This window comes from Rhodanobacter sp. UC4443_H10, from assembly GCF_052978325.1.
On the sequence record NZ_CM129668.1, the window covers coordinates 832,216 to 853,977 of the forward strand.

General features: G+C 66.9%; 20 protein-coding genes. 8 read left to right on the plus strand and 12 right to left on the minus strand.

The window, feature by feature from the left end; translation table 11 throughout:
• The first annotated feature begins 116 nt into the window (after window positions 1–116).
• From ACVCMB_RS03845 to ACVCMB_RS03870, 6 genes are all read left to right on the plus strand, one after another.
• Complete coding sequence (locus ACVCMB_RS03845; RefSeq protein WP_395118779.1) at window positions 117–671, plus strand: RNA polymerase sigma factor; 555 nt, start codon at window positions 117–119, stop codon at window positions 669–671.
• The gene (locus tag ACVCMB_RS03850; RefSeq protein ID WP_447106189.1) at window positions 668–1,576 is read left to right on the plus strand and encodes a hypothetical protein; all 909 of its coding nucleotides are present in this window, start codon (window positions 668–670) and stop codon (window positions 1,574–1,576) included. Before ACVCMB_RS03845 ends, ACVCMB_RS03850 begins: the two co-directional genes overlap by 4 nt.
• Entirely contained in the window at window positions 1,573–2,169 is a 597-nt protein-coding gene (locus ACVCMB_RS03855) for an IMPACT family protein (RefSeq protein WP_447106190.1), read from the plus strand. Before ACVCMB_RS03850 ends, ACVCMB_RS03855 begins: the two co-directional genes overlap by 4 nt.
• A 430-nt stretch (window positions 2,170–2,599) precedes the next feature.
• Entirely contained in the window at window positions 2,600–3,604 is a 1,005-nt protein-coding gene (locus ACVCMB_RS03860) for an IS110 family transposase (RefSeq protein ID WP_447106191.1), read from the plus strand.
• Between the two features lie 115 nt (window positions 3,605–3,719).
• The gene (locus ACVCMB_RS03865) at window positions 3,720–5,492 is read left to right on the plus strand and encodes an ABC transporter transmembrane domain-containing protein (RefSeq protein ID WP_447106192.1); all 1,773 of its coding nucleotides are present in this window, start codon (window positions 3,720–3,722) and stop codon (window positions 5,490–5,492) included.
• A gap of 33 nt (window positions 5,493–5,525) precedes the next feature.
• Entirely contained in the window at window positions 5,526–6,080 is a 555-nt protein-coding gene (locus ACVCMB_RS03870) for a DUF3228 family protein (RefSeq protein WP_447106193.1), read from the plus strand.
• Between the two features lie 72 nt (window positions 6,081–6,152).
• Here ACVCMB_RS03870 and ACVCMB_RS03875 read toward each other — a convergent pair whose 3' ends face one another.
• Window positions 6,153–7,205, minus strand: coding sequence for an NAD(P)-dependent alcohol dehydrogenase (locus ACVCMB_RS03875; protein WP_447098765.1), 1,053 nt, complete (start codon window positions 7,203–7,205; stop codon window positions 6,153–6,155).
• Between the two features lie 215 nt (window positions 7,206–7,420).
• Between ACVCMB_RS03875 and ACVCMB_RS03880 the strand changes: the two genes are divergently transcribed.
• Window positions 7,421–8,920, plus strand: coding sequence for a catalase (locus tag ACVCMB_RS03880; protein WP_447106194.1), 1,500 nt, complete (start codon window positions 7,421–7,423; stop codon window positions 8,918–8,920).
• A 361-nt stretch (window positions 8,921–9,281) separates the two neighbouring features.
• Here the strand turns inward: ACVCMB_RS03880 and ACVCMB_RS03885 are convergent, their stop codons facing one another.
• The 11 genes from ACVCMB_RS03885 to ACVCMB_RS03935 all read right to left on the minus strand — a co-directional run bounded on the left by ACVCMB_RS03885 (window position 9,282) and on the right by ACVCMB_RS03935 (window position 20,851).
• Entirely contained in the window at window positions 9,282–9,899 is a 618-nt protein-coding gene (locus tag ACVCMB_RS03885) for a Fic/DOC family protein (protein WP_447106195.1), read from the minus strand.
• Window positions 9,900–9,930: 31 nt separating this feature from the next.
• Window positions 9,931–11,697 carry a GmrSD restriction endonuclease domain-containing protein gene (locus ACVCMB_RS03890; RefSeq protein ID WP_447106196.1) on the minus strand — a complete coding sequence of 589 codons (1,767 nt, stop codon included), beginning with the start codon at window positions 11,695–11,697 and terminating at the stop codon, window positions 9,931–9,933.
• Window positions 11,698–11,752: 55 nt separating this feature from the next.
• Window positions 11,753–12,955: an enoyl-ACP reductase FabV gene (fabV, locus tag ACVCMB_RS03895; protein ID WP_447106197.1), complete on the minus strand. Its 1,203-nt coding sequence runs from the start codon at window positions 12,953–12,955 to the stop codon at window positions 11,753–11,755.
• A 222-nt stretch (window positions 12,956–13,177) separates the two neighbouring features.
• On the minus strand, window positions 13,178–13,381 hold the full coding sequence (locus ACVCMB_RS03900) for a cold-shock protein (RefSeq protein ID WP_136259031.1): 204 nt from the start codon (window positions 13,379–13,381) through the stop codon (window positions 13,178–13,180).
• Between the two features lie 151 nt (window positions 13,382–13,532).
• Complete coding sequence (locus ACVCMB_RS03905) at window positions 13,533–14,294, minus strand: S-methyl-5'-thioinosine phosphorylase (protein WP_447106198.1); 762 nt, start codon at window positions 14,292–14,294, stop codon at window positions 13,533–13,535.
• 143 nt (window positions 14,295–14,437) lie between these two features.
• Window positions 14,438–15,001 carry a hypoxanthine-guanine phosphoribosyltransferase gene (locus ACVCMB_RS03910; protein WP_395118805.1) on the minus strand — a complete coding sequence of 188 codons (564 nt, stop codon included), beginning with the start codon at window positions 14,999–15,001 and terminating at the stop codon, window positions 14,438–14,440.
• Window positions 14,998–16,011 (minus strand): beta-N-acetylhexosaminidase, encoded by a 1,014-nt coding sequence (nagZ, locus tag ACVCMB_RS03915; protein ID WP_447106199.1) that lies wholly within the window; start codon window positions 16,009–16,011, stop codon window positions 14,998–15,000. Before nagZ ends, ACVCMB_RS03910 begins: the two co-directional genes overlap by 4 nt.
• Window positions 16,005–16,526 carry a CYTH domain-containing protein gene (locus ACVCMB_RS03920; RefSeq protein ID WP_447098759.1) on the minus strand — a complete coding sequence of 174 codons (522 nt, stop codon included), beginning with the start codon at window positions 16,524–16,526 and terminating at the stop codon, window positions 16,005–16,007. The genes nagZ and ACVCMB_RS03920 overlap by 7 nt, the downstream gene beginning before the upstream one ends.
• 114 nt (window positions 16,527–16,640) lie before the next feature.
• Complete coding sequence (rlmD, locus tag ACVCMB_RS03925; RefSeq protein ID WP_447106200.1) at window positions 16,641–17,978, minus strand: 23S rRNA (uracil(1939)-C(5))-methyltransferase RlmD; 1,338 nt, start codon at window positions 17,976–17,978, stop codon at window positions 16,641–16,643.
• A 133-nt stretch (window positions 17,979–18,111) separates the two neighbouring features.
• Window positions 18,112–18,720: a YdbL family protein gene (locus ACVCMB_RS03930; protein ID WP_395118813.1), complete on the minus strand. Its 609-nt coding sequence runs from the start codon at window positions 18,718–18,720 to the stop codon at window positions 18,112–18,114.
• A gap of 97 nt (window positions 18,721–18,817) precedes the next feature.
• Window positions 18,818–20,851, minus strand: coding sequence for a hypothetical protein (locus ACVCMB_RS03935; RefSeq protein WP_447106201.1), 2,034 nt, complete (start codon window positions 20,849–20,851; stop codon window positions 18,818–18,820).
• Between the two features lie 45 nt (window positions 20,852–20,896).
• Between ACVCMB_RS03935 and ACVCMB_RS03940 the strand changes: the two genes are divergently transcribed.
• Window positions 20,897–21,628, plus strand: coding sequence for a response regulator (locus tag ACVCMB_RS03940; RefSeq protein ID WP_447106202.1), 732 nt, complete (start codon window positions 20,897–20,899; stop codon window positions 21,626–21,628).
• The last annotated feature ends 134 nt before the right edge of the window (window positions 21,629–21,762 follow it).

Below are 21,762 nucleotides of genomic sequence, written 5' to 3' on the forward strand. Positions count from 1 at the left end.
GCTCCCCCGCTGCCGCCTTCCCCCACGACGAGCGCGCGGCGGGGCCGATACCCGTCGCGCCGGCGCCCCTGCACGGGTCGCCCGGACACCGCCGATTTGTCTTACCCTCGCACTCCATGGATGCCCCGGTCGACCCCGATGCGATGCTGATGCTGGCCTACGCGCGCGGCGATCTTGCCGCGTTCGAGGCGCTGTACGCGAAGCATCGCGGCGTGCTGTATCGGTTCCTGCTGCGCAGCCTGCGCGATCCCCAGCGCACCGACGAGCTGTTCCAGGAAACCTGGAGCCGGGTGATCGCCGCCCGCGCGCGCTACCAGCCGCAAGCGAAGTTCAGCACCTGGCTGCTGCAGATCGCGCACAACCTGCTGGTCGATGCGCTGCGCCGCCAGCGCCCCACCGCCGACGGCGAGGAAGCCGAACTGGCGCTGTCCCGCGTCGCCATCCCCGAACACGAGCAACCCGAGCACGCCTGGTCCGATTTCGAGCGCCGCCGCCACCTGCAGCGCGCGATCGAGCAGTTGCCCGACGAGCAACGCACCGCCATCCTGTTGCGGCTGGAGCAGGAGCTGAGCCTGGAGGAGATCGCCGAAGTGACCGGCAGCGGCCGCGAGACCGTGAAGTCGCGCCTGCGCTATGCCATGACCCGCCTACGTGAAGCGCTGTCCGAATGAGCACGCCCCTGCCACCGAACGATCCCGCCACCCCGGACGAGAAGCTGCCCGGCGAAGCCGAAGTGGCCGCGCTGTACCGGCATCTGCCGCGGCGCGAGCCCGGTCCGGAGCTGGACGCGGCCGTGCTGCATGCCGCGGCGCATGCGCTCGGCGTCGACCGGGCGCCGTTGCACGTCGAACGCCGCAAGAACCCGCGCGAGTCCGGCGACTGGGTACACCCCAAGCCGTTGTCGGCGATCAAGGCTCGCGCGATCCCGTCGGTCGACCCGGCCGCGCGCGCACGCCGTCGCCCCATGCCGCACTGGCTGGTGGCGCTGGGCAGCGCGGCCAGCCTGGTGCTGGTTGCCGGCCTGGCCTGGCACATGCGCTCGACGTCGCCGGCTTCGCCGCTGCCGACCGAAATGGCCGCGCCGGCGCAGGCCGTCACGCTGCCCACTGCCGGGCAAGCTGCCGATCGCGCCGCTGCCGCTGCGGCGCCGTCACCGCGCACGCAGGCAGCACAAGCGGCCAGGCGCCGGTCGATGGCTGCAGGGAAACAAGCCGTCGCCCCTGCCGTCGTCGCGGAAAGGATGGCCCCACCGCCGCCGGTGACGCCGATGGCCAAGGCGTCATTGCAACCGCAGATGGCCGCAGCCCCACCGGCACCGCCGCCACCGCCGCTGCCGGCAATGCTCCAGGCGCCCGCGCCGGCAGCACCGCCCGCGCCGCCAGCGGGCACCGTCGCGAAGGAAGCCGCACCAGCGACGGCTGGCGTCATCACTCCGGCCGAGGAGCTGGCGCGGATCGAGCAGCTGTTCGCGCAAGGCGAGCAGCACGAGGCACGCCAGCGCCTGCTCGATTTCCACCACGCCCACCCGCAATGGCCGCTGCCGCCGGAGCTGCAGGCGAAACTGCCCAAACCGTGAGCGAGCCGCTGTCCACCGTCGCCGCGCGTTGCCGCCACCAGCAGGACATCCGCAAGAGCCGCTTCCTCGCCATCGCCGAGCCGGTGACCTCGCCCGCCCAGGCGCTGGCCTTCCTGCGCGAGGTCGCCGACCCGGCCGCCACGCACAATTGCTGGGCCTGGCGCATGGGCCAGGACTACCGCTTCAACGACGACGGCGAACCCGGCGGCACCGCGGGCCGACCGATCCTGCAGGCGATCGAGGGCCAGCAGATGGATGGCGTGATGGTGGTGGTCACGCGCTGGTACGGCGGCATCAAGCTCGGCGCCGGCGGCCTCGCCCGCGCCTATGGTGGCACCGCCGCCGAATGCCTGCGCCTGGCCGAACGGGTGCCGATCGTGGCGATGGCGCGGTGCGGCCTGCGCGTGGAGTTCGCCGCACTCGCGCTGCTCAAGGCCCGCCTCAAGGATCTGCAGGCCGAGGTCGAAGCGGAGCAGTTCGACGCCGACGGCGTCACCCTGCAACTGCAACTGCCGCAAAACCGCGCGGACGAACTGACACTGCTGGTACGCGACCTCACTCGCGGCCGCAGCAGCGCGAAGCGCCTGGATTGACCGCGCCTCGGGTAGGGGGGACTCCTTACCTCCGGCTCTTCGTATGCACCGCAGCCAGAAGCGATGGCGGGCAGTGCCCACCCTACTCGACTGACCGCGCCCCACCCACAGGAGCCCGCTGGCGGGCGATGCTCTTGCTCTTGCGATTCCCTATTCCCTGTTCCCGGCTCGAAAGCATCGCCCGCAAGCGGGCTCCTTGTACGTTGGTCATCGAGGGCGGCAGGCGTAAGGTCGTCCACGTTTTCGGGGAAGCCGCGGGCTCCTTGAGGCAGCCTGGCTGACCTCGCACGTAGAGCGGCTCCCCGCCCCATTCGCTGAGCACGATAAGTGTCCCGGGCCGTTGAGCCAGCGTGACAAGGGTGTGCCGCGAGAGTGCGGGGTCGGGGAACCTGAAAACATCCTACCCCACGATACCGCACGAGGCACGCGCATGACTTCTTCTTCGGATACGGCTTGGCTGGCATTGGACATCGGCGCGAAGTCCCATGCCTGGGCCAGCGAGATCGCCGGCGAGCGTGAGCAAGGCACGGTGGATAACACGGCGCCAGCCTTGCTGACGTTCCTGAAAGGGCGCTTGCGCCACGGCATGACGCTGCGCGTACTGGTCGAGGCCACGGGCGTGTATTACCTGGACGTGGCGCTGCAGGCGCAGCAGCTGGGCGCCGAGGTGATGGTGATCAACCCGCGCGTGGCGCACCACTTCGCGCAAGCGCTGAACCAGCGTAACAAGACCGACCGGCTGGACGCCAAGATGCTGCTGGAATGCCTTCAGCGCATGCCGTTCCTGGCCTGGGTGGCGCCGAGCGAGGCGCACCTGCAGCTGCGGAGCTACGGACGTTTCCTTGTCCAGCTGACCGAGGCGAACACCGCCAACAAGAACCGCCTGCACGCCTTGCAAAGCGTCAAAGGCAGCCCGCGCCTGTTGCGCGACGAGCTCAAGCGCATGATCGCCAGCACCGACAAGCGCATCGCGCGCATCCGCACCCACGCCATCGCCCTGATCCGCGAGGAGCCTCACTTGAACGCCTGCTTCAAGGCACTGTGCAGCTTCACGGGCATCGCCGACGTCTCCGCTGTCGCCCTGCTCAGTGAACTGATCACCCTGCCACCCACGCTCAGCAGCCGCGCCTGCGTCAGCCACGCCGGCCTCGACCCGCGCGTGTTCGAATCCGGCACCAGCGTGCACAAGGCGCCGCGCATCTCCCGCCACGGCAACAAGTACCTGCGCCGCGCGCTCTTCCTGCCCGCCATGAGCGCGACCGTGCACGACCCACGCGCCAAGGCCTTCAAGGAACGCCTTGTCGCCCGCGGCAAGAAGCCCTTGCAGGCCACCACCGCCGTCATGCGCAAGATGCTCACCGCCGCTTGGGCCGTCATGAAAAACCCCGCCCTCTACGACTCCGCTCTCCTCTATGCAGACCTCGAAAAGGCTTGACTTCGATCTAAGTGTCTACGTGGATGTTGTTTGCGGATTGAATCGGCGGCCGTGCGCCCCACTTCAAAGGCTGCGTGCCGCCGTGCGCATTCCTACGGACATCCTGCGAGTATCCATGAGCGACGCCGCCACCGACACGCCCCGCCCGTCCCGCCGCCTCGGCGCGCTGCGCGGACTGTGGCCGTTCCTGAAACCGCACCGCGCGCTCGCCGTCGGCTGGCTGGTGTTCCTGGGGTTGTCCTCGGGCGCGTCGCTGACCTTGCCGCTGGCGTTCCGCCACATCATCGACAAGGGCTTCGGCCACGCCAGCCAGACGGCGATCAACGAGACCTTCATCGCCCTGTTCGGCGTGGCGCTGGTCCTCGCCGTGGCCACGGCGGCGCGCTATTTCTGCATCACCCTGCTGGGCGAACGCGCGCTGGCTTCCTTGCGGCAGACCCTGTACGCGCAGGTGATCCGGCTGGACGTGGCGTTCTTCGAACGCAGCCGTGTCGGCGAACTGCTGTCGCGCCTCAGCGCCGATACCGAAGTGGTGCAGACGCTGATCGGCTCGGGCGTGTCGGTGGCGTTGCGCAGCGTGGTGATGCTGGTCGGCGCCAGCGCCATGATGGTATGGACCGCGCCCTCGCTGGCCGGACTCACCGCGCTGGTGATCCCCGCGGTGATGCTGCCGATTCTCGTCTTCGGCCGCCGCGTGCAGAAACTCTCGCGCGCCAGCCAGGATCGCCTCGCCGACGCCGCGGCGATCGCCAACGAAACCCTCAACGCCTCCACCGCGGTGAAAGCGTACGCGCGCGAGAACATCGAAAGCACCCGCTACAGCCACGCGATCCTGCGTGCGCTGGCCACCGCGCGCCGGCGCATCGGCATGCGCGCGCTGCTGACCATGGCGGTGATCGTGCTGGTGTTCGGCGCAATCACCCTGGTGCTGTGGGCCGGCGCGCGCCACGTGCTGACCGGCACGCTGGACCCCGGCGTGCTCGGCCAGTTCGTGCTCTACGCGGTGTTCGCCGCCGGCTCGGTCGCCGGGCTCTCCGAGGTGTGGGGCGACGTGCTGCGCGCGGCCGGCGCGATGGAGCGCCTGGGCGAACTGCTCGACGAGCGTCCCGAAATCGTCGCACCGGCGCAGCCGCTCGCCCTGCCCAAGCCGCTCCGCGGCGCGCTGCGCTTCGACGGCGTCAGCTTCCACTACCCGAGCCGCCCCGACGCCCCCGCGCTGCACGACTTCACGCTGGACGTGCGCCCGGGCGAAACCGTCGCCCTGGTCGGCCCGTCCGGCGCCGGCAAGAGCACCGTGTTCTCGCTGCTGCTGCGCTTCTACGATCCGCAGTCCGGCCGCATCTGCATCGACGGCGTCGACCTGCGCGCGGTGACGCTGGACGACCTGCGCGGCGCGATCGCGCTGGTGCCGCAGGAGACCGTGATCTTCAGCGGCAGCGCCGCCGACAACATCCGCTTCGGCCGCGACGGCGCCAGCGACGAGGAAGTGCACGAGGCGGCCCGCGCCGCCGAGGCGCACGACTTCATCAGCGCCCTGCACGACGGCTACCAGGCCGAGATGGGCGAACGCGGCGTGCGCCTCTCCGGCGGCCAGCGCCAGCGCATCGCGATCGCGCGCGCCATCCTGCGTGACGCCCCGCTGTTGCTGCTCGACGAAGCCACCTCGGCGCTGGATGCGCAATCCGAGGCGGCGATCCAGCAGGCACTGGAGCGCCTCGAAAAAGGCCGCACCACCCTGGTGATCGCCCACCGCCTCGCCACCGTGCAACGTGCCGACCGCATCGTGGTGCTCGACGGCGGCCGCATCGTGGCGCAAGGCACGCACGACAGTTTGCTGGCCGAAGGTGGCCTGTATGCCGAATTGGCACGGTTGCAGTTCGTGGCCTGATCCGTATCCTCCAATCCCGAATCCCGGCCTTCCATGCCTATCGTCCTCACTCCCTTCGCCCGCACCCGACTGTTCCCTCGCGATCGCCGCCGCAGCGCGATCCAGGATTGCACCGCCGAGGAGTTCGAGCAGCGCCTCAATGCCGAGGCGCCGTTGAAGGTGCTGGATGGCTACGCGCCGTTCTGCAAGCTGCACGTGCACCGCAACTGGACGTCCACGCGCTGCACTGCCACGCCGATCACCGAGGCGAACCGCCACCTGCTGCGTTCGGCCTACGAGGCGCGCAGCACTGATGAGCTGCCGGTGCTGGTGCGCTGGTTCGAAGGCATCGACCCGCCGGTCGCCAACTATCTGCTGCCGATCCTCTACAGCCGCGAACAGCTGGCGAAGGAAGGTTCGCCGATCGACGCCGACTGGGGCGTGGTCGGCTGCCTCTACACGGCCGAGCCCGAAGAGATCCCGATGGTGCCGATCACCATGCTGCGCAATGCGCTGGGCGTGGAAGAAGGCGGCTCGGGCGTGCCACTGGATCGCACGGCCTATCGGCGTGCCGTGGCGTTCTGGGAACGGCACGCGAACTGGCGCTGAGCAGGGCAAGCCGCGAAGAGCGACTTCGCCCCGGCCCTCCCCTGCCATCGCAGGGGAGGGAGCACATCCAGATCAACTGGCCAGCGAGCTGTTGTCGATCACGAAGCGGTACTTCACGTCGCCCTTGACCATGCGATCGTAGGCCTCGTCGATCTGCTGCGCGCGGATCATCTCGATGTCGGAGACGATGCCCTTGTCGGCGCAGAAGTCCAGCATCTCCTGCGTCTCGGCGATGCCACCGATCAGCGAGCCGGCAATCGCACGACGCTTGAAGATCAGGTTGCCGATGTTCGGCGTCGGATGCGGGTGCTCCGGCACCCCGACCAGCACCATGGTGCCGTCGCGCTTGAGCAGGCTGGTGTAGGCATCCAGCGAGTGGCTGGCGGCGACGGTGTTGAGGATGAAATCGAAGCTGCCCGCGTGCGCCTTCATCTCGCCGGCGTTGCGCGATACCACCACCTCGTTCGCGCCAAGGTCCAGCGCCGCCTGGCGCTTGCCGTCCGACGTGGTGAAGGCCACCACGTGTGCGCCCATCGCGTGGGCAAGCTTCACGCCCATGTGGCCCAGCCCGCCGATGCCGACCACGCCGACCTTGCTGCCGGGGCCGACCTTCCAGTGCCGCAGCGGCGAGTAGGTGGTGATGCCGGCGCACAGCAGCGGCGCGACGGCAGCCAGTTGCGATTCGGGGTGGCGGACCTTCAGCACGAACTTCTTGTCGACCACGATGCGCTGCGAGTAGCCGCCCAGCGTGTGCCCGGGCGCGTCCGCGGTCGGGCCGTTGTAGGTGCCGACGAAGCCGTTCTCGCAATACTGCTCCAGCCCTTCGTCGCAGGCTGCGCAATGCTGGCAACTGCCTACAAGGCAACCCACGCCCACCGTATCGCCGACCTTGAAGCCGGTCACCTCGCCGCCTACTGCGCTCACATGGCCGACGATCTCGTGACCCGGCACACAGGGATACAAGGTGCCGCCCCATTCGGAGCGCACGGTATGCAGGTCGGAGTGGCACACGCCGCAATAGGCGATCTCGATCTGCACGTCCTGCGGACCGGGCGCGCGGCGCTCGATGTCGAGGGCTTGCAGGGGCTTGTCGGCGGCATGTGCGCCGTAGGCTTTGGTGGTCATGGCGGTTCCTTGGCTCGGGGATGGGGAAAAAATGCAGGGTTCGACCTCGCACGATATTCCTGATCGCGCCGATTCTCCATCCCGTGGCCGGTTTCGCACGCGCTGCAGCGCGGCCTATCGTCCCGATTGGAAATACCGAATGGCGTGCCCGCGCGGTTGGAGGCAGACTGGGTCCGGTCACCTCGACCAACCTGCATCGAAGGAGGCAAGTCCCCATGTCCCACGACAAGAACAAGTCCGCCAGCGGTTCCACTACCGGCGCCGGCGCCCCTGCCGTCAGCGATCGCAACTCGCTGAGCATCGGCCCGAACGGCCCGCTGCTGCTGCACGACGTGCACTTCCTCGAACAGATGGCGCACTTCAACCGCGAGAAGGTGCCCGAGCGCCAGCCGCACGCCAAGGGTGCCGGCGCGTTCGGCGTGCTGCAGGTTACCGAGGATGTGTCCCGTTACACGCGCGCGGCGCTGTTCCGGAAGGGCGCGAAGACCGACATGCTGGCGCGCTTCTCCACCGTCGCCGGCGAATCGGGCAGCCCGGATACCTGGCGCGACGTGCGCGGCTTCTCGCTGAAGTTCTACACCGACGAAGGCAACTACGACCTGGTCGGCAACAACACGCCGGTGTTCTTCCTGCGCGATCCGATGAAGTTCCCGCACTTCATCCGCAGCCAGAAGCGCCTGCCGGATTCGGGCCTGCGCGACAACCACATGCAATGGGACTTCTGGACGTCCAATCCGGAAACCGCCCACCAGGTGACTTACGTGATGGGTGAGCGCGGCCTGCCGCGCACCTGGCGGCACATGAACGGCTACGGCTCGCACACCTATATGTGGATCAATGCCGCCGGCGAGAAGTTCTGGGTGAAATACCATTTCCACACCCGCCAGGGCATGGCGTTCTTCAACAACGCCGCAGCGGCCGCGATGGCCGGCGAGAACGCCGACTTCCACCGCGCCGACCTGTTCAACGCGATCAAGCGCGGCGAATTTCCCGTGTGGGACCTGTCGGTGCAGGTGATGCCGTATGCGGAGGCGAAGAACTACCGCTTCAATCCGTTCGACCTGACCAAGGTGTGGCCGCACAAGGACTACCCGCTGATCAAGGTCGGCACGATGACCTTGAATCGCAATCCGGAAAACTTCTTCGCGCAGATCGAGCAGGCCGCGTTCTCGCCGGGCAACACCGTGCCGGGCATCGGCCTGTCGCCGGACAAGATGCTGCTCGGCCGCGCGTTCGCCTACGCCGATGCCCAGCGCAACCGCATCGGCACCAACTTCCACCAGCTGCCGGTGAACCAGCCCAAGGTGCCGGTGAACACGTACATGTTCGACGGCCAGATGGCCTACCACCACAGCGGCAACGCCCCGGTGCATGCACCCAACAGCGGCGGGCGCCCGTGGTCGGACGACACCGGCCCGGTCGAAAACGGCTGGGAAGCCGACGGCGAGATGGTACGCAGCGCATACACGCTGCACGCGGAGGACGACGACTTCGGCCAGGCCGGCACCCTGGTGCGCGAGGTGTGGAACGACGCCCAGCGCGCGCAGTTCGTCGATCAGGTCGCCGGCAGCCTGCTCGGCGGCGTGCGCAGCCCGGTGCTGGAACGCGCCTTTGCTTACTGGAAAAGCGTGGACGCGAAAATCGGCCAGCAGATCGAGGACAAGGTCCGCGCCGGCAGCGCATCGGAACCGGCCGAGGGCATGGGCGAAGCCTGATCGCCCTCACACCCTGTCGACTCCCGTCACACCCGTAGGAGCCCGCTCGCGGGCGATGCTCTTGTCGGGTGTCGGGGTTCGACAGCCGCAAACCAAAACAGCATCGCCCGCGAGCGGGCTCCTACGGGCGACGGCTTCCCGGTGGCACTGTCTGCTGAACCAGCATTCATCACGTTCACGCAGCCATTTCACCGGCACTGCTTCCATCGGACTCCCCATGAGTCGGCGCCCGGCCAGTCCTGGCCGGCTGGCGACCAGTTCCACCGCTATCGAAACCGGCAAGAGCATCCGCCAGGTCGAAGAGTCCTTGCTCGGCAAGAACCCCAAGCTTCGCGGAATCGCACTGGCAAGCTGACTCCTCTCAGTTCACCAGGGCCGCTTCAACCAATCGCTGCATCGGCCGGTAGTCGTTCGCCATGCCGGCTCGAATGGCGCCGAAATACGCTGCCTTGTCTGCCTCCCACGCGCTGTAGTCGAGTGGCCCGCGCCCCGCCTGTACCACCATGACGTCGGCCAATAGGCGCGACAGCCGCCCATTCCCCTCGCGAAATGGGTGAATCAGGATGAGTTCTACGTGGGCCATGGCGATCGCTTCGATCAATGAAGCATCATCAATGTCATGGCAAGGCGTGAAACGTGCAAGACAATCGTGTTCAAACACCGTCAACAGACGGGGAACCTGCGTTGCCGCGGCAAAATGGAAATCGCCCTTGCCCATGTTGACCGAGCGCTCCATGCCAGCCCAGTCATATACATTGCCGAGCCGCCGACGATGCCAGGTTTTCAAGTCCGCCACGTACAGGCGCCGATCAGGCAATGCCTCCAACAGCACCGCCCGGTAGATCTGCCCCAATAACTGCAGTTCGACTTCGTCCATCTCGTCTGGATCGGTCACGCCCAGCTTGTTCCGCAAGACCCGGTCGTCCGAGCCAGGCTCGTAGCTGCCTTGGGCCTCACCGGCTTCGTAACGGTTACTCATGCAGACGCGTCCCCTGCCGCGACCCAGGCCGTCACCTCAATGTCTCGAAGCCCCGACGAACAATATCGGCCATCAGCTTGCGCCGCTCCAGCAGAAAATCAGCATAATTCATCTGCGGCCAATCAATCGGCAAGGCATGTAGCTCATGCATCCGCTGCCATTCCTCGCCGCTGAAACGTGCCTTGATCTGTGGCACGTAATCGGTCGGCGGACTGTCACTGATATCAATGTTGTCCGGCCATTCCAGAAGTGCGTAGTTCGCCATCTGATTGATGACCTTGCGGTCTTCCTCGCCCTGATTTTGCAACCAGGCGACAGGAAATAGATGATGCCGCTCAAGGGACTTCTTTTTTGTCTTCAGCGCCGGGTCGAGCAGATCGCTAACCTTTTTGTGCGAAAACAGTACCGGCGCGTTCAAACGATTCTGCGCAGCCACGTAGGCGAACAGCTCCGGGTTGCGTGCCGACGAGCTGTTCAACGCAGCGGGCAAAGTGATCGCCCAGAAATCGCCTGTAAGCTGACTGGTCATCAGATCGTCGAGAATCGCAATGAATCGCTCAGCCTCACTCACGCCACGCAAGCGGTTGAGGTCGCTGTCCATGATTGTTTCGGGCGAATTGCTGTAACGGCCAGTCAAACTGGCGAAATAAAACCAACGCCCGATCACCTTCTGCAACTGGTGCTCGGGAACTTTGCACTGGGTACGGCCGATCAGATAGAACGCATAGGCATACACCAATGCCATCTGCGATGAGATCATCTCGCGGCTGCGGAATCCTGCGCCAATCAATGCGCTCAGGAACTGATGCCAACAAGTCAGATCCAGCACCTTGGCCTGTGCCTGCTGCAGAATCTGAAACTGCGCATCCCGACGAGTGGCGGAAAACTGTCCTGTCTCCAAATCCTTGCCACGCAGCACCTGATATACGCTTTTCAGGCGGCCACGCGAAAAGCCAAGCGCTACCGACACACGCAGTAACTGGTCGGGATCAGGCTCAATGAAGTGATTGAATGGCGAAGCCGCACTGCCTGCCGCCGGTGGCTGACGCGAAGCACGGCAAAAATGCTCCAATGCCGCCCTGCCCGAATCCCAAAACACCGACAGCAGAGTCAGCAGGAAGTCTGCCTGGTTGAGCTTCACGCCCTCGCTATTGATACGAACAAAAATGTCGGCGACCTGCTCCTCGTCCACTGTCGAGGCGATCTCCAACGCAGTGAACGGGTACTTCTGCAGATCGAACAAGCGGTCGAGATTGTGGCTGATCTGCTCTTCTTCCTCATCGCTCAGTTCCGTTTTGGCACTCAAACCGTTGAGGAAATCCTTCACCATCCTGAAGCTGGAGTTGCCCGAGGCCCAAAGCTCGGAAATATTGGCAATCCATTCCGGGTCACGCTTGATCGCCGCATCCGCCACGTCAAAGCGACCGTCGCGCGGACGGAAGGCAATCTCGATCCGGCGCTCGCGATAGTCGTCGTCAAGTACGTGTTTGCCGCGAAACACCGCATATAACGAAGTCAGCCGCTGCTGCCCATCGACGATCAGCCGCGAAGGCGCCGTATGCACCTTGTCACCCACACCGATTTGCTTGGCGCCGTTGGCCTGCCCGTTCTCCCAGAACAGGAAATAGCCCACCGGGAAACCGCGATACATCGAATCGAACAGGTCGCGCACCTTGGCGTTGGACCATACGAACGGCCGTTGGATGTCCGGAAGACCAATATCGCCGATATCCAGATAATGCAACAAGTTGGACAGGTCATAGTCCACCCGTTTGAAGCAGGTTTTCATATCACTCATATGGTCCGTTCCTTGACACTGAGTTCAACGTTGTGAAAGTGGATATCTCCTGTCCTCACATCTCCACACAATCAAACCGCCGATCCGCCTCCACCTCGGCGTCGTAGTCCACGTCGTCGCGGTCGAAGCCGAACAGCTGCAGGAACTCGTGCTTGTAGCCGGCGTAGTCGGTGATCTGCTTGAGGTTCTCGGTGGTGACGGTGGGCCAGATCGTCTTGCAGGGTTCCTGCACGTCGTCGCGCAGTTCCCAGTCATCCAGGCGCAACCGGCCTTCATCGTCGGTAGGCGCGGCCGCACCATCAGCACGGTAGAGACGATCACGGAACAACCGGTTGGCCTGCTCGATCGGGTTTTCGTGGATGCCCTTCTCCTTCATGATCTTGAAGGCAATGGAGACGTACAGCGGGATCACCGGGATGGCGGCGCTGGCCTGGGTGACGACGGACTTCATCACGCCGACGTAGGCGTCGAGGCCGGGGTGGCGGTTGCGCAGTTGCCTGGCGGTGTTGTCCAGGTGCTGCTTGGCCTGGCCCAGGGTGCCGTGCCAGTACATCGGCCAGGTGATCTCGGTGCCGATGTAGCTGTAGGCGACGGTCTTGGCGTGTTCGGCCAGCACGCCGGCGGCGCTCAGCGCGTCGATCCACAGCGCCCAGTCCTCGCCGCCCATCACGGTGACGGTGTCCTTGATTTCCTGCTCGGTGGCCGGCTCGACGGTGGCCTCGATCACGGTGTCCTTGTTGGTGTCGACCGAGGTGTTGTGGAACGGCGCGCCGATGGTCTTGAGCGCCGAGCGCACCACTTCGCCGGTGTCCGGCAGCTTGCGCACGGGCGAGGCCAGCGAATAGACCACCAGGTCGATCGGGCCGCCCATCTCGTTCTTGATGATCTCGATGGCCTTGGCGCGCGTCTCGTGGGCGAACGCGTCGCCGTTGATCGACTTGCTGTACAGGCCGGCGGCCTTGGCCGCCTTGTCGAACGCGGCGGCGTTGTACCAGCCGGCGGTGCCGGTCTTGTCGTGGCTGCTGGGCTTCTCGAAGAACACGCCGAGCGTGGCGGCGCCGTAGCCGAACGCGGCGGTGATGCGCGAGGCCAGACCGTAGCCGGTGGAGGCGCCGATCACCAGCACGCGCTTGGGGCCTTTGCTCTTGTCGTGGCCGGCGGCCTGGGTGATCGCGATCTGGTCGAGCACGTTGCGCTCGCAGCCGACCGGGTGGGCGGTGACGCAGATGAAACCGCGGACTTTGGGCTTGATGATCACGGCGAGCTCCTGGGGTGTTCGGCAATTCCCCATATTAACCAAGCGACGCGGCCATGCGCTGCCGTAGGGGTCTCGACTCGTGGTGTGGCCCTTCGACTTCGCCGCTGCGCGGCTACGCTCAGGGTGAACGGATGGGGCTTCCGGTTGGGGGCTCGCGCAAAAAAGGAAACCCCGCAGCGAGTGCGGGGTTTCCTTTGCATCATGCGACGCGGGGTCGGCCGATCAGGCGGCTTCGACCGCCGAGGCCTGGGCGCCCTTGGGACCTTGGGTGACTTCGAACTTCACCCGCTGACCTTCCTGCAGGCTGCGAAAGCCCTTGCTGGCGATCGCCGAAAAATGGACGAACACGTCCGCTCCCCCGTCCTCAGGTGCGATGAAACCGAAACCCTTGGCGTCGTTGAACCATTTGACCGTACCGAAAGTCATTGCGTGAACCTCTGGATCCATGGAATGGTGCGCCAGAACTGGTGCGGCTGTTCCCCCCGGCTCGCCGCGCTGGCCGGGGAAAAGTAGCAAGAGGTGAAGCCGCATTGCAATACGAAGAAGTCCGGTCCGTGCACAAATTCACCGGATGCCCTCAGACCCGCAGCAACTCGGCCAGGATGCGCGGCACGTCGGCGGTGGCGGCGGCGAGGTGGGCGAAGATCTCCTCGATGCTGATTTCCGCCTCGTCGCCGCAGCCGGCGGCAAAGTTCGCCACCAGTGCCAGGCAGGCATAGTCCAGCTCCAGTTCGCGCGCCAGCACGGCCTCGGGCATGCCGGTCATGCCGACCAGGTCGCAACCGTCGCGCTTCATGCGGGCGATCTCGGCACGGGTTTCCAGCCGCGGCCCCTGGGTGGCCCCGTAGCAGCCGCCGTCGATGGCCGCCACGCCGGCCGCACGCGCCGCATCAAGCAATTGCCGTCGCAACGATCCGGCATACGGCTCGCTGAAGTCGATGTGTTTCACCTCGGCGCCTTCGACATCGCAGTAACTGGTCAGGCGGCCATGGGTGTAGTCGATCAGCTGGTCGGGCACCACGATCACGCGCGGGCCCATGTCACTGCGGATGCCGCCGACTGCATTGACGCCGACCACCCGCCGCGCGCCCAGGCTGTGCAACGCCCACACGTTGGCGCGGTAGTTGACCCGGTGCGGCGGCAGCGTGTGGCTCTCGCCGTGGCGGGCGAGGAAGGCGATGCGCTTGCCGGCGAAGTCGCCGACCACGATGTCGCCGGAGGCCGGGCCGTAGGGCGTGTCCACCGTGTGCCGCTCGGCATTTTCCAGGCCCGGGAAGTTGTACAGGCCGCTGCCGCCGATGACGGCGAGGTCGAGGGGGGTAGTTTCGTGATGGGGCATCGTAATGATCCGTTTTCAGGTTGCAGCCAGAAATTCACCACCGTTCACCTTGAGCGCAGCGCAGCGAAGTCGAAGGGTGATCGGCTGGGGTAGCGCAAGCGCAAATTCGAAGCGCCACACTTGTGCGCCCTGGTCCCGAATCCCTATTCCCCATTCCCGGCCTTCAACGCGTAGATGCCCGGCAGGTTGCGCCCCTGCTCGTAGTAGTCCATGCCGTAGCCGAACACGAAGCGGTCGGGTAGTTCCACGCCGTTGAAATCCGAGGCGATGCCTTCGACCAGGCGGTCGTGGCGCTTGGTGCACAGGCTGGCGATCAGCACTTTTTTCGCACCGCGCTTGTAGCAGTCTTCGCGCACTTCCTTCAGCGTGTGGCCTTCGTCGAGGATGTCGTCGACCAGCAGCACCACGCGACCGGCCAGCGACACGGCGGGTGCACGCAGCCAGTGCAGCGTGCTGCCGGTGGTTTCGCCGCGGTAGCGGGTGGCGTGCACGTAGTCGAACTCCAGGTCGGTGCGGATCGCCAGGGCCAGCTGGCCGGCGAAGATCAACGCGCCGTTCATCACGGTGAGGAACACCGCGCGCTCGCCGCCGAGCACGGCATCGATGCGTGCGCCCATGTCGGCGATCACCGGCTCCAGCGCCTCGCGGGCATACAGCAGGTCGGCCTGCGCCAGGGCATCGGCCAGGGAGGGATGTGCAGTGTTCATGCGTTTCCTTCGGCGTGCAACGCCGTGATGCGGGCGACGAAACGGTCGCGCTGTGGATTGTCCGCGAGGCCGGCCCAGGTGGCGCCAATGGCGCCGCGCAGCGTGGCGATCGACGCGGGCATGGCGCCGGTATCGGCGGGCAGCGCGGCCAGTGCCTCCTCGACCACCTCGGGGAAGCAGGCAAGCACCAGGTCGCAGCCGGCGTCGAGGTGCGCCCTCACCCGCCCGCCCACGCTGCCGGCCGCGCCGGCGGCGGCCATGCTGATGTCGTCGCTGATCACCGCGCCGGTGAAGCCCAGTTCGCCGCGCAGGACCTGCTCGATCCAGACCTTCGAATAGCCGGCTGGACGGCTGTCCACGGCCGGGTAAATGACGTGCGCCATCATCACCGCTTCGACGCGTGCCTCGATGCATTCGGCGAACGGGCGCAGATCGTCGCGGCGGATCTCGTCCAGGCCGCGCGAGTCGATCGCCGCCACCTTGTGGGTGTCGCCGGTGACCGAGCCATGCCCCGGGAAGTGCTTGAGCACTGCGGCCATGCCGCCCAGGTGCATGCCGCGCACGTAGGCCTGGCCCAGTTCGCCGGCCACCGCGGGATCGGCGTGGAAAGCACGCAGGCCGATAGCCGCGTTGCCACGGGCGAGATCGACCACCGGCGCGAAACTGAAATCGACGCCGCTGGCGCGCAGTTCGCTGGCCATCACCCAGGCGTGCTCCTCGGCCAGGCGGATCGCCTCGTCGGGGTCGCGGTCGTAAACGGCACCGATCGCCGCCAGCGGCGGCAGCCGGGTGAAGCCGTCGCGGAAGCGTTGCACCGGGCCACCCTCCTGGTCCACCGCGATCAGCAGGTGCTCGCCGCCGGCATCGCGGATCGCCTCGCACAAGGCCATCAACTGCTCGCGCGAACGGTAGTTGCGCGCAAACAGCAGCACGCCGGCGACGCCGGGCGCGCGCAGCCAGCGTTTCTCGGATTCGGCCAGTTCCGGCGCGGCCACGCCGATCATCAGCATGCGGCATCCTCGGCGGCGCGCTCGGCCGGCGACCATTGCCGGTACGGGTGCGCGATCAGGTTGACGTTGTAGTAGCGCGTCAGCGCGCTCACCTCGCGGCCCAGCCACGCCGGCCGCGGAAATGAGGCATCGACTGCAGGCAATTCGACCTCGGCGACGACCAGGCCGGCGTTGTCGCCGCCGAATTCGTCGACCTCGAACAGTACGCCGTCGACGCGGACATGATGGCGGACCTTCTCCAGCACGCCGTCGCAGAGGCTGGCCAGCATGACGCGCGCATCGGCCAGCGGTATCGGGTAATCGAATTCGGCCCGCGCGATGCCGGAAGTGGCGGCCTTGATGTTGAGCCACGCCTGCTCACCGGCCAGCCGCGCGCGCACCGAGGCGCGCGCGTGGCCCTCGCGCAAGGCCTGCGCACCGACCAGGTAGCCCTGCGCGATCGGCTCGCTGCGCTCGATCGCGGCGCGCCACTCGTCGGTGGCCAACAGGAATTTGCGTTCGATCTCGATGGGCATAAAAGTCAGGAGTGAACGGAGAGAAGTGAGAAGTGAGAGAGAGCAAGAACAAGAGCGTCAAGCATGCACTGGATTTCTCTCACTTCTCACTCCTCTTCATTCACTCCTCGCTCCTCAGCGCTCGAACAGCGCAATCGATTCGACATGGGAGGTATGCGGGAACATGTCCATCACGCCGGCCGAGGCCAGCCGGAAACCGTGCCGGTTGACCAGGATGCCGGCGTCGCGCGTCAGCGAGGCGGGATGGCAGGAGACGTAGACGATGCGTCGGGTCGCCTTGTGCGGCAGGTAGTCGAGCACCTTGTCGGCGCCCGCACGCGGCGGATCGAGCAGCAGCTTGTCCCACGGCTGGCGCGCCCACTCGGTGGCGCGCTGGTCCTCGAACAGGTTGGCGACGTGGAAGCGCGCGTTGGCGATGCCGTTGCGCGCGGCGTTCTGCGCGGCGCGCTCGACCAGGCCGTGCTCGCCTTCCACGCCGACGACCTCGGCCACCCGCCGCGCGATCGGCAGGGTGAAGTTGCCGAGGCCGCAGAACAGGTCGAGCACGCGATCGGCCGGCTGCGGATCGAGCAGCTCCATCGCGCGCGCCATCATCAACTGATTCATGCCGGCGTTGACCTGCACGAAATCGAGCGGCTGGAACTCCAGCTCGACGTCGGCGAAGCGCGCGTCCCCACTGGCGATCGTGAAGGCCAGCCGCGGGTTTTCCGGCCATAACGGATGCACGCTGCTGATTCCGCCCGGCTGCAGGTAGATCGCGAAACCGTGCTGCCGGCCGAACGCGACCAGCGCGGCCTGGTCGTGCTCGCTGAGCGGCTGCATGTGGCGGAACACCAGCGCCATCAGCTCGTCGCCGGCGGCGAATTCGATCTGCGGGATGTCCTCGGCCGCATCCATGGTGCCCAGCAGCTCGGCCAGCAACCCGACCTTGGGGCCGAGCGCCGGATGCATCACTTCGCATTGCCGGATCTCGGTGACGAAGCGCGGGTTCTGCTCCTCGCGGAAGCCGACCAGCACGCGGCCCTTCTTCGCCACGTTGCGTACCGACAGCCGACCCTTGCGCCGATAGCCCCATGGTTCGGCGGTGAGCGGCGGCAACCAGGCTTGTGGCGTGACCTTGCCGATGCGCTCGAAGTTTTCGGCCAGCACGCGTTGCTTGGCGGCGATCTGCGAGGGCGCATCGAGATGCTGCAGCGAGCAGCCGCTGCACTGCGCGAAATGGCGGCATTTCGGTTCGACCCGATGCGGCGAGGCGGTGATCACCTCGACCGTTTCCGCCTCGTCGAAATGCCGGTGCCGCTTGCGCAGCTTCGCCATCACCCGCTCGCCGAGCAAGGCGCCGCTGACGAACACCGTCTTGCCGTCGATCCGCGCCACGCCGCGGCCATCGTGGCCGAGGTCGGTGATGTGTGCTTCAAAGGGTGTGGGCGAGACCGAGTTGGAACGTGACATGGGGCGCAGACAGAAGGGCTGGCCGCCAATTATCACAGATCGGGCCGGACCGCGCCCCGCAGGAGCGCACCCTGCGCGCGATGCTCTTCGTCACGTGGCGAGAAAGCACGGCGCACAGGGTGCGCTCCCGCGATCATTTCTTCTGCCAGGCGCCGGCGGCGTTCTGGTAGTACCAGCCGGCGTGCGCCTTCTCGATCCATGTCTTGGCGAAGGCGGTGCGGATCTGCGCCTCCCATTCCGGATGGTTGTTGGCGACGGCGATCTCGCGGTACAGCGCGGCGCGGTCGCGGTTCTCCTCGGCCACGGCGGCATTGGCCTGGGCGCGCTGGCTCAGCGGCACCTTCGCCGCGTCGCGCATGGCCACCATGCCGTCGTGGGTGAAGCCGACCGCGCCGCTGTCCAGCAGCTGGCCGAGGATGCCGCCGATGCGCTGGTTCATGCGCGCATGAATGGCGTCGGTGGCGCTGGTGTGGACGCGGAAGTCCGGCGTCTCGGCCGCCTGCGCGGCGGGGATCAGCAGGTCGAGCAGCATGGCCGAGGGGTGCCCGGCGTCGCTCTTCGGCGCCGGCGGCGGCTCCTTCGCGGCCGGCTTGCCGGCGGCGTCGGCCTTGTCCAGCACGCTGCCGATGAACTGGTCGGCGGCCTTCTGCGCCGCGGCTTCGGGGAAGTACACGTTGATCGTGACACAGCCGACCAGCGCCACGGCCATGGTGGTCAGGATGACGTAGACGAGCTTGCGCATGACGTGACTCCGGTGCTGAAAAGTAAGTATGTGCAGAAAACCCGTTCTCGTGACTTTCGATCGCCAGTCCGGGCTTGGAGGTCGAATCGGCAACCGCTCAGTGAATCTCGGGCCCGCTGCCGCTGATGGCGTCCTGCAGCCGCTTGACCAAGGTGGGCCAGTCGACCTCGGTCTGGTGGCCGATCACCTGCAGGCGCGGCAGGCCGCTGCCTTCGACGATAGTGTAGCCACCGTCGGTCGGCTCCAGACCGCTCATCTTGCACACGGTGCCCTGCAAGGTGCAATTGAGGCCGATGCGCTGGTAGCCGAATGTCTTGAACAGCTTCAGCATCGCGCCCTGCAGGCCGGCAGCCACGCCGCCGCCACCGACCGAGGTGAGGTTGTTCACCGCGCGCTGGCTGATCCGTCCGCCGTCGCCGGCGAGCAGGCTGGCCTTGAACGCCACCGGGCTCCAGTCGACCAGGCGCAGGCCCTGGATGCTCCCGTCCAGCCGCCCCGTGATGCTGCCGAAGTCGAACACGCTGGTGATCGCACCGAGATCGAGCTGCTTCAGGTCGATATCCGCGCTGAGCACCGGACTGGTCCCGAACGGTTGCTGCAGGGACAGCCGGGTGATGTCGACGAAACCGTCGAACACGTGCGCGCTGAGCCCGCCGCCGAGTTCCAGCCGGTCGTCGACCCAGCGCAGCGAGGGCACCGCGCCGGCCAGCGTGCCGGGGAACGCGGGCCAGCCCATCGCCTGGCTGAACGCCTTCATGTCCACGCCGGTCAGCACCAGCGAGGTCGCCAGCCGCTGGCCGGCAGCCGCGGCGGGGGACCAATCGAACTGGCCGATCTGCAGCTGGCCACCCAGCACCGGCATCGTCAGCGGCTGCTGCAGGCTCAGCATGCCGTCGTGGCTGCGCCAGGTCGATTGGGCCGCGCCGTTCTCGATCCGGTAGAAACCCAGCCCGCGCCAGCCCAGCGTGGTGACGGGCCGGTCGCCCTTGGCCGACCAGTCCAGCGCGCCGTGCAGGCCGTCGATCGCCAGGCGCCCGGCAGCGTCGGTCAGGTCGAACCCATCGGTCTTGAACGCGAAGCTGCGCAGGGAATCCTCACGCCAGTCGACACTGGCGTCGATGTCGCCGGCCACCGTGAGATCCTGCAGGCCCATCGTGTCGAGCCAGGAGCGCCCGTAACGTTCGTACGCCGCCGGGAAGCTGGCGTGCAGGCGGTCCAGCCGCAGGACGCTCGGCGCGCCTTTGGCATCGAACGCCAGCGCGCCGGAGAGCTGCAGCGCATCGGCATCGGTGAAACGCAGGCGGCTCAGCTCCACCGCCCCGTCCGCAGCGTTGGCATGCAGATTCAACTGCACGGGATGATCGGGCAGCTTGGCGTAGAGCGGACCCAGCAGCAGCTCGCCGCCGCGCAGGCCTGCATCGAGGTCGATCTGTGCCGGGCCATCGCCGTAGTCGAGGTTGAAGCGGCCATTGCCGCTGACGCCCCGCCCGGCAAGCGTGCCGCTGGGCGTGTCGAAACCCACCTCGTGCAGACTGAACTGGCCGGAGGAGCGCAGGCCCGGGTCACGCAGGTCCAGTGCCAGCTCGGCATCCACCCGGCCGGCGGTGGTGCGGCCGGACCAGACGGTGCCGAGCAGGCCTTGCAGCCAGCCTGCCGGCAGGTTTGTCACACGGATCTGCGCATGCGTGGGCTGATCCAGCGGCAAGGCGCCGCTGAGCGTGGCCTGGCCCTGCAACACGTCGATCTGCAAGGTGTTGGCCGCCGGGCTCACCTGCACCTGCACCTGCGCATCGGCGAGCGCGCCGCCGGGCGCGCGGGCCAGCTTGAGGTTGCCGTCCAGCACCCAGCCCATGTGCTCGTTGCGGCGCAGGCTGCCGGCAAGATCCAGCGGCAGGCGGCGCCAGCCCATGGCCGGCAGGTCGGCCTTGTCCGCATGCAGCGACACGGTGAGCGCGCCGGCGCCGTCCTCGCCCAGGCGCAGCGTCACCGCCTGCAGTTGAAGTCCCGGCATGCTGATCGACCTGGCCGACAGCAGCACGTCGGCCCGCGCCGGCGCGAACCAGAGCAGACCCAGCAGGAGGCCGCAACACAGCGCGAAGCGGCTCGAAATGTGGCTTGAAGTCGGGCGCATCTCGGGCCATTCTGCCAAATCCAGATGAACGACAAGGATTTCGTCTTGAGCGAGCGCCCGGAATCTTGCAGTTCGTCCCTCCACCAGGCACCCCGGCCCTACGTTCTGGTCGCCGATGACGACCCCGGCAGTTGCCGCTTCCTCGGCGACGGGCTGCGCTCGCTGGGCGCCACGGTGGAGACCGCCGGCAGCGGCCGGGAAGCGCTGGAGCGCGCCGGTGCGGGCAAGTTCGACCTGTTGCTGCTCGACTGCCGCATGCCCGGCGGCGGCGCCCTGCACGTGCTGGAGCAACTGCGCGCCGATGTCCGCTCCGCCTCCGTCGACAGCACCGCCGTGGCCACCAGCGCGGACATCGCGCCGGCCGACCGCGACGACCTGCTGGCGGCAGGCTTCAGCGACATCCTGCTCAAACCCTGCACCCTGACCGACCTGCGCCGCGTGCTGGCGCTGATCCAAGCCGAGTCGTCGTCCGTGCTGGACGATGGCGCGGCGCTCTGCAGCAGCGGCGACGCCACCACGATGCGTGCGTTGCGCCTGTTGCTGCGCGAGGAACTCGCGCTGCTGCAAGGCGAACTGGACCAGCTCAGCGCCGACCGCGTCGCATTCGCCGAACGGCTGCACCGGCTGCGTTCCTCATGCGGATTTTGCGGTGCCACGGCGCTGGCCGAACAGGCGGTGCGACTGCAGCGGCAACTCCTGCCCGACGGCTCCGCGCCCGCCGCCTTGGCCAGCTTCCGCCGCGTGCTGGCCGCGACGCTGCAGGCGCTGGACAGCTAGGAGCGTGGGCGGTAGAAACTTTCGAGGCGAAAAAGTGGCTGCGTGAGGACAGATTTTCGACGATTCGCCGGCCCATAGTGGTTCTACGGGCCGGGAAGCGGCGGAAATATGGACCGCGCAGACGCTTTTGCAGC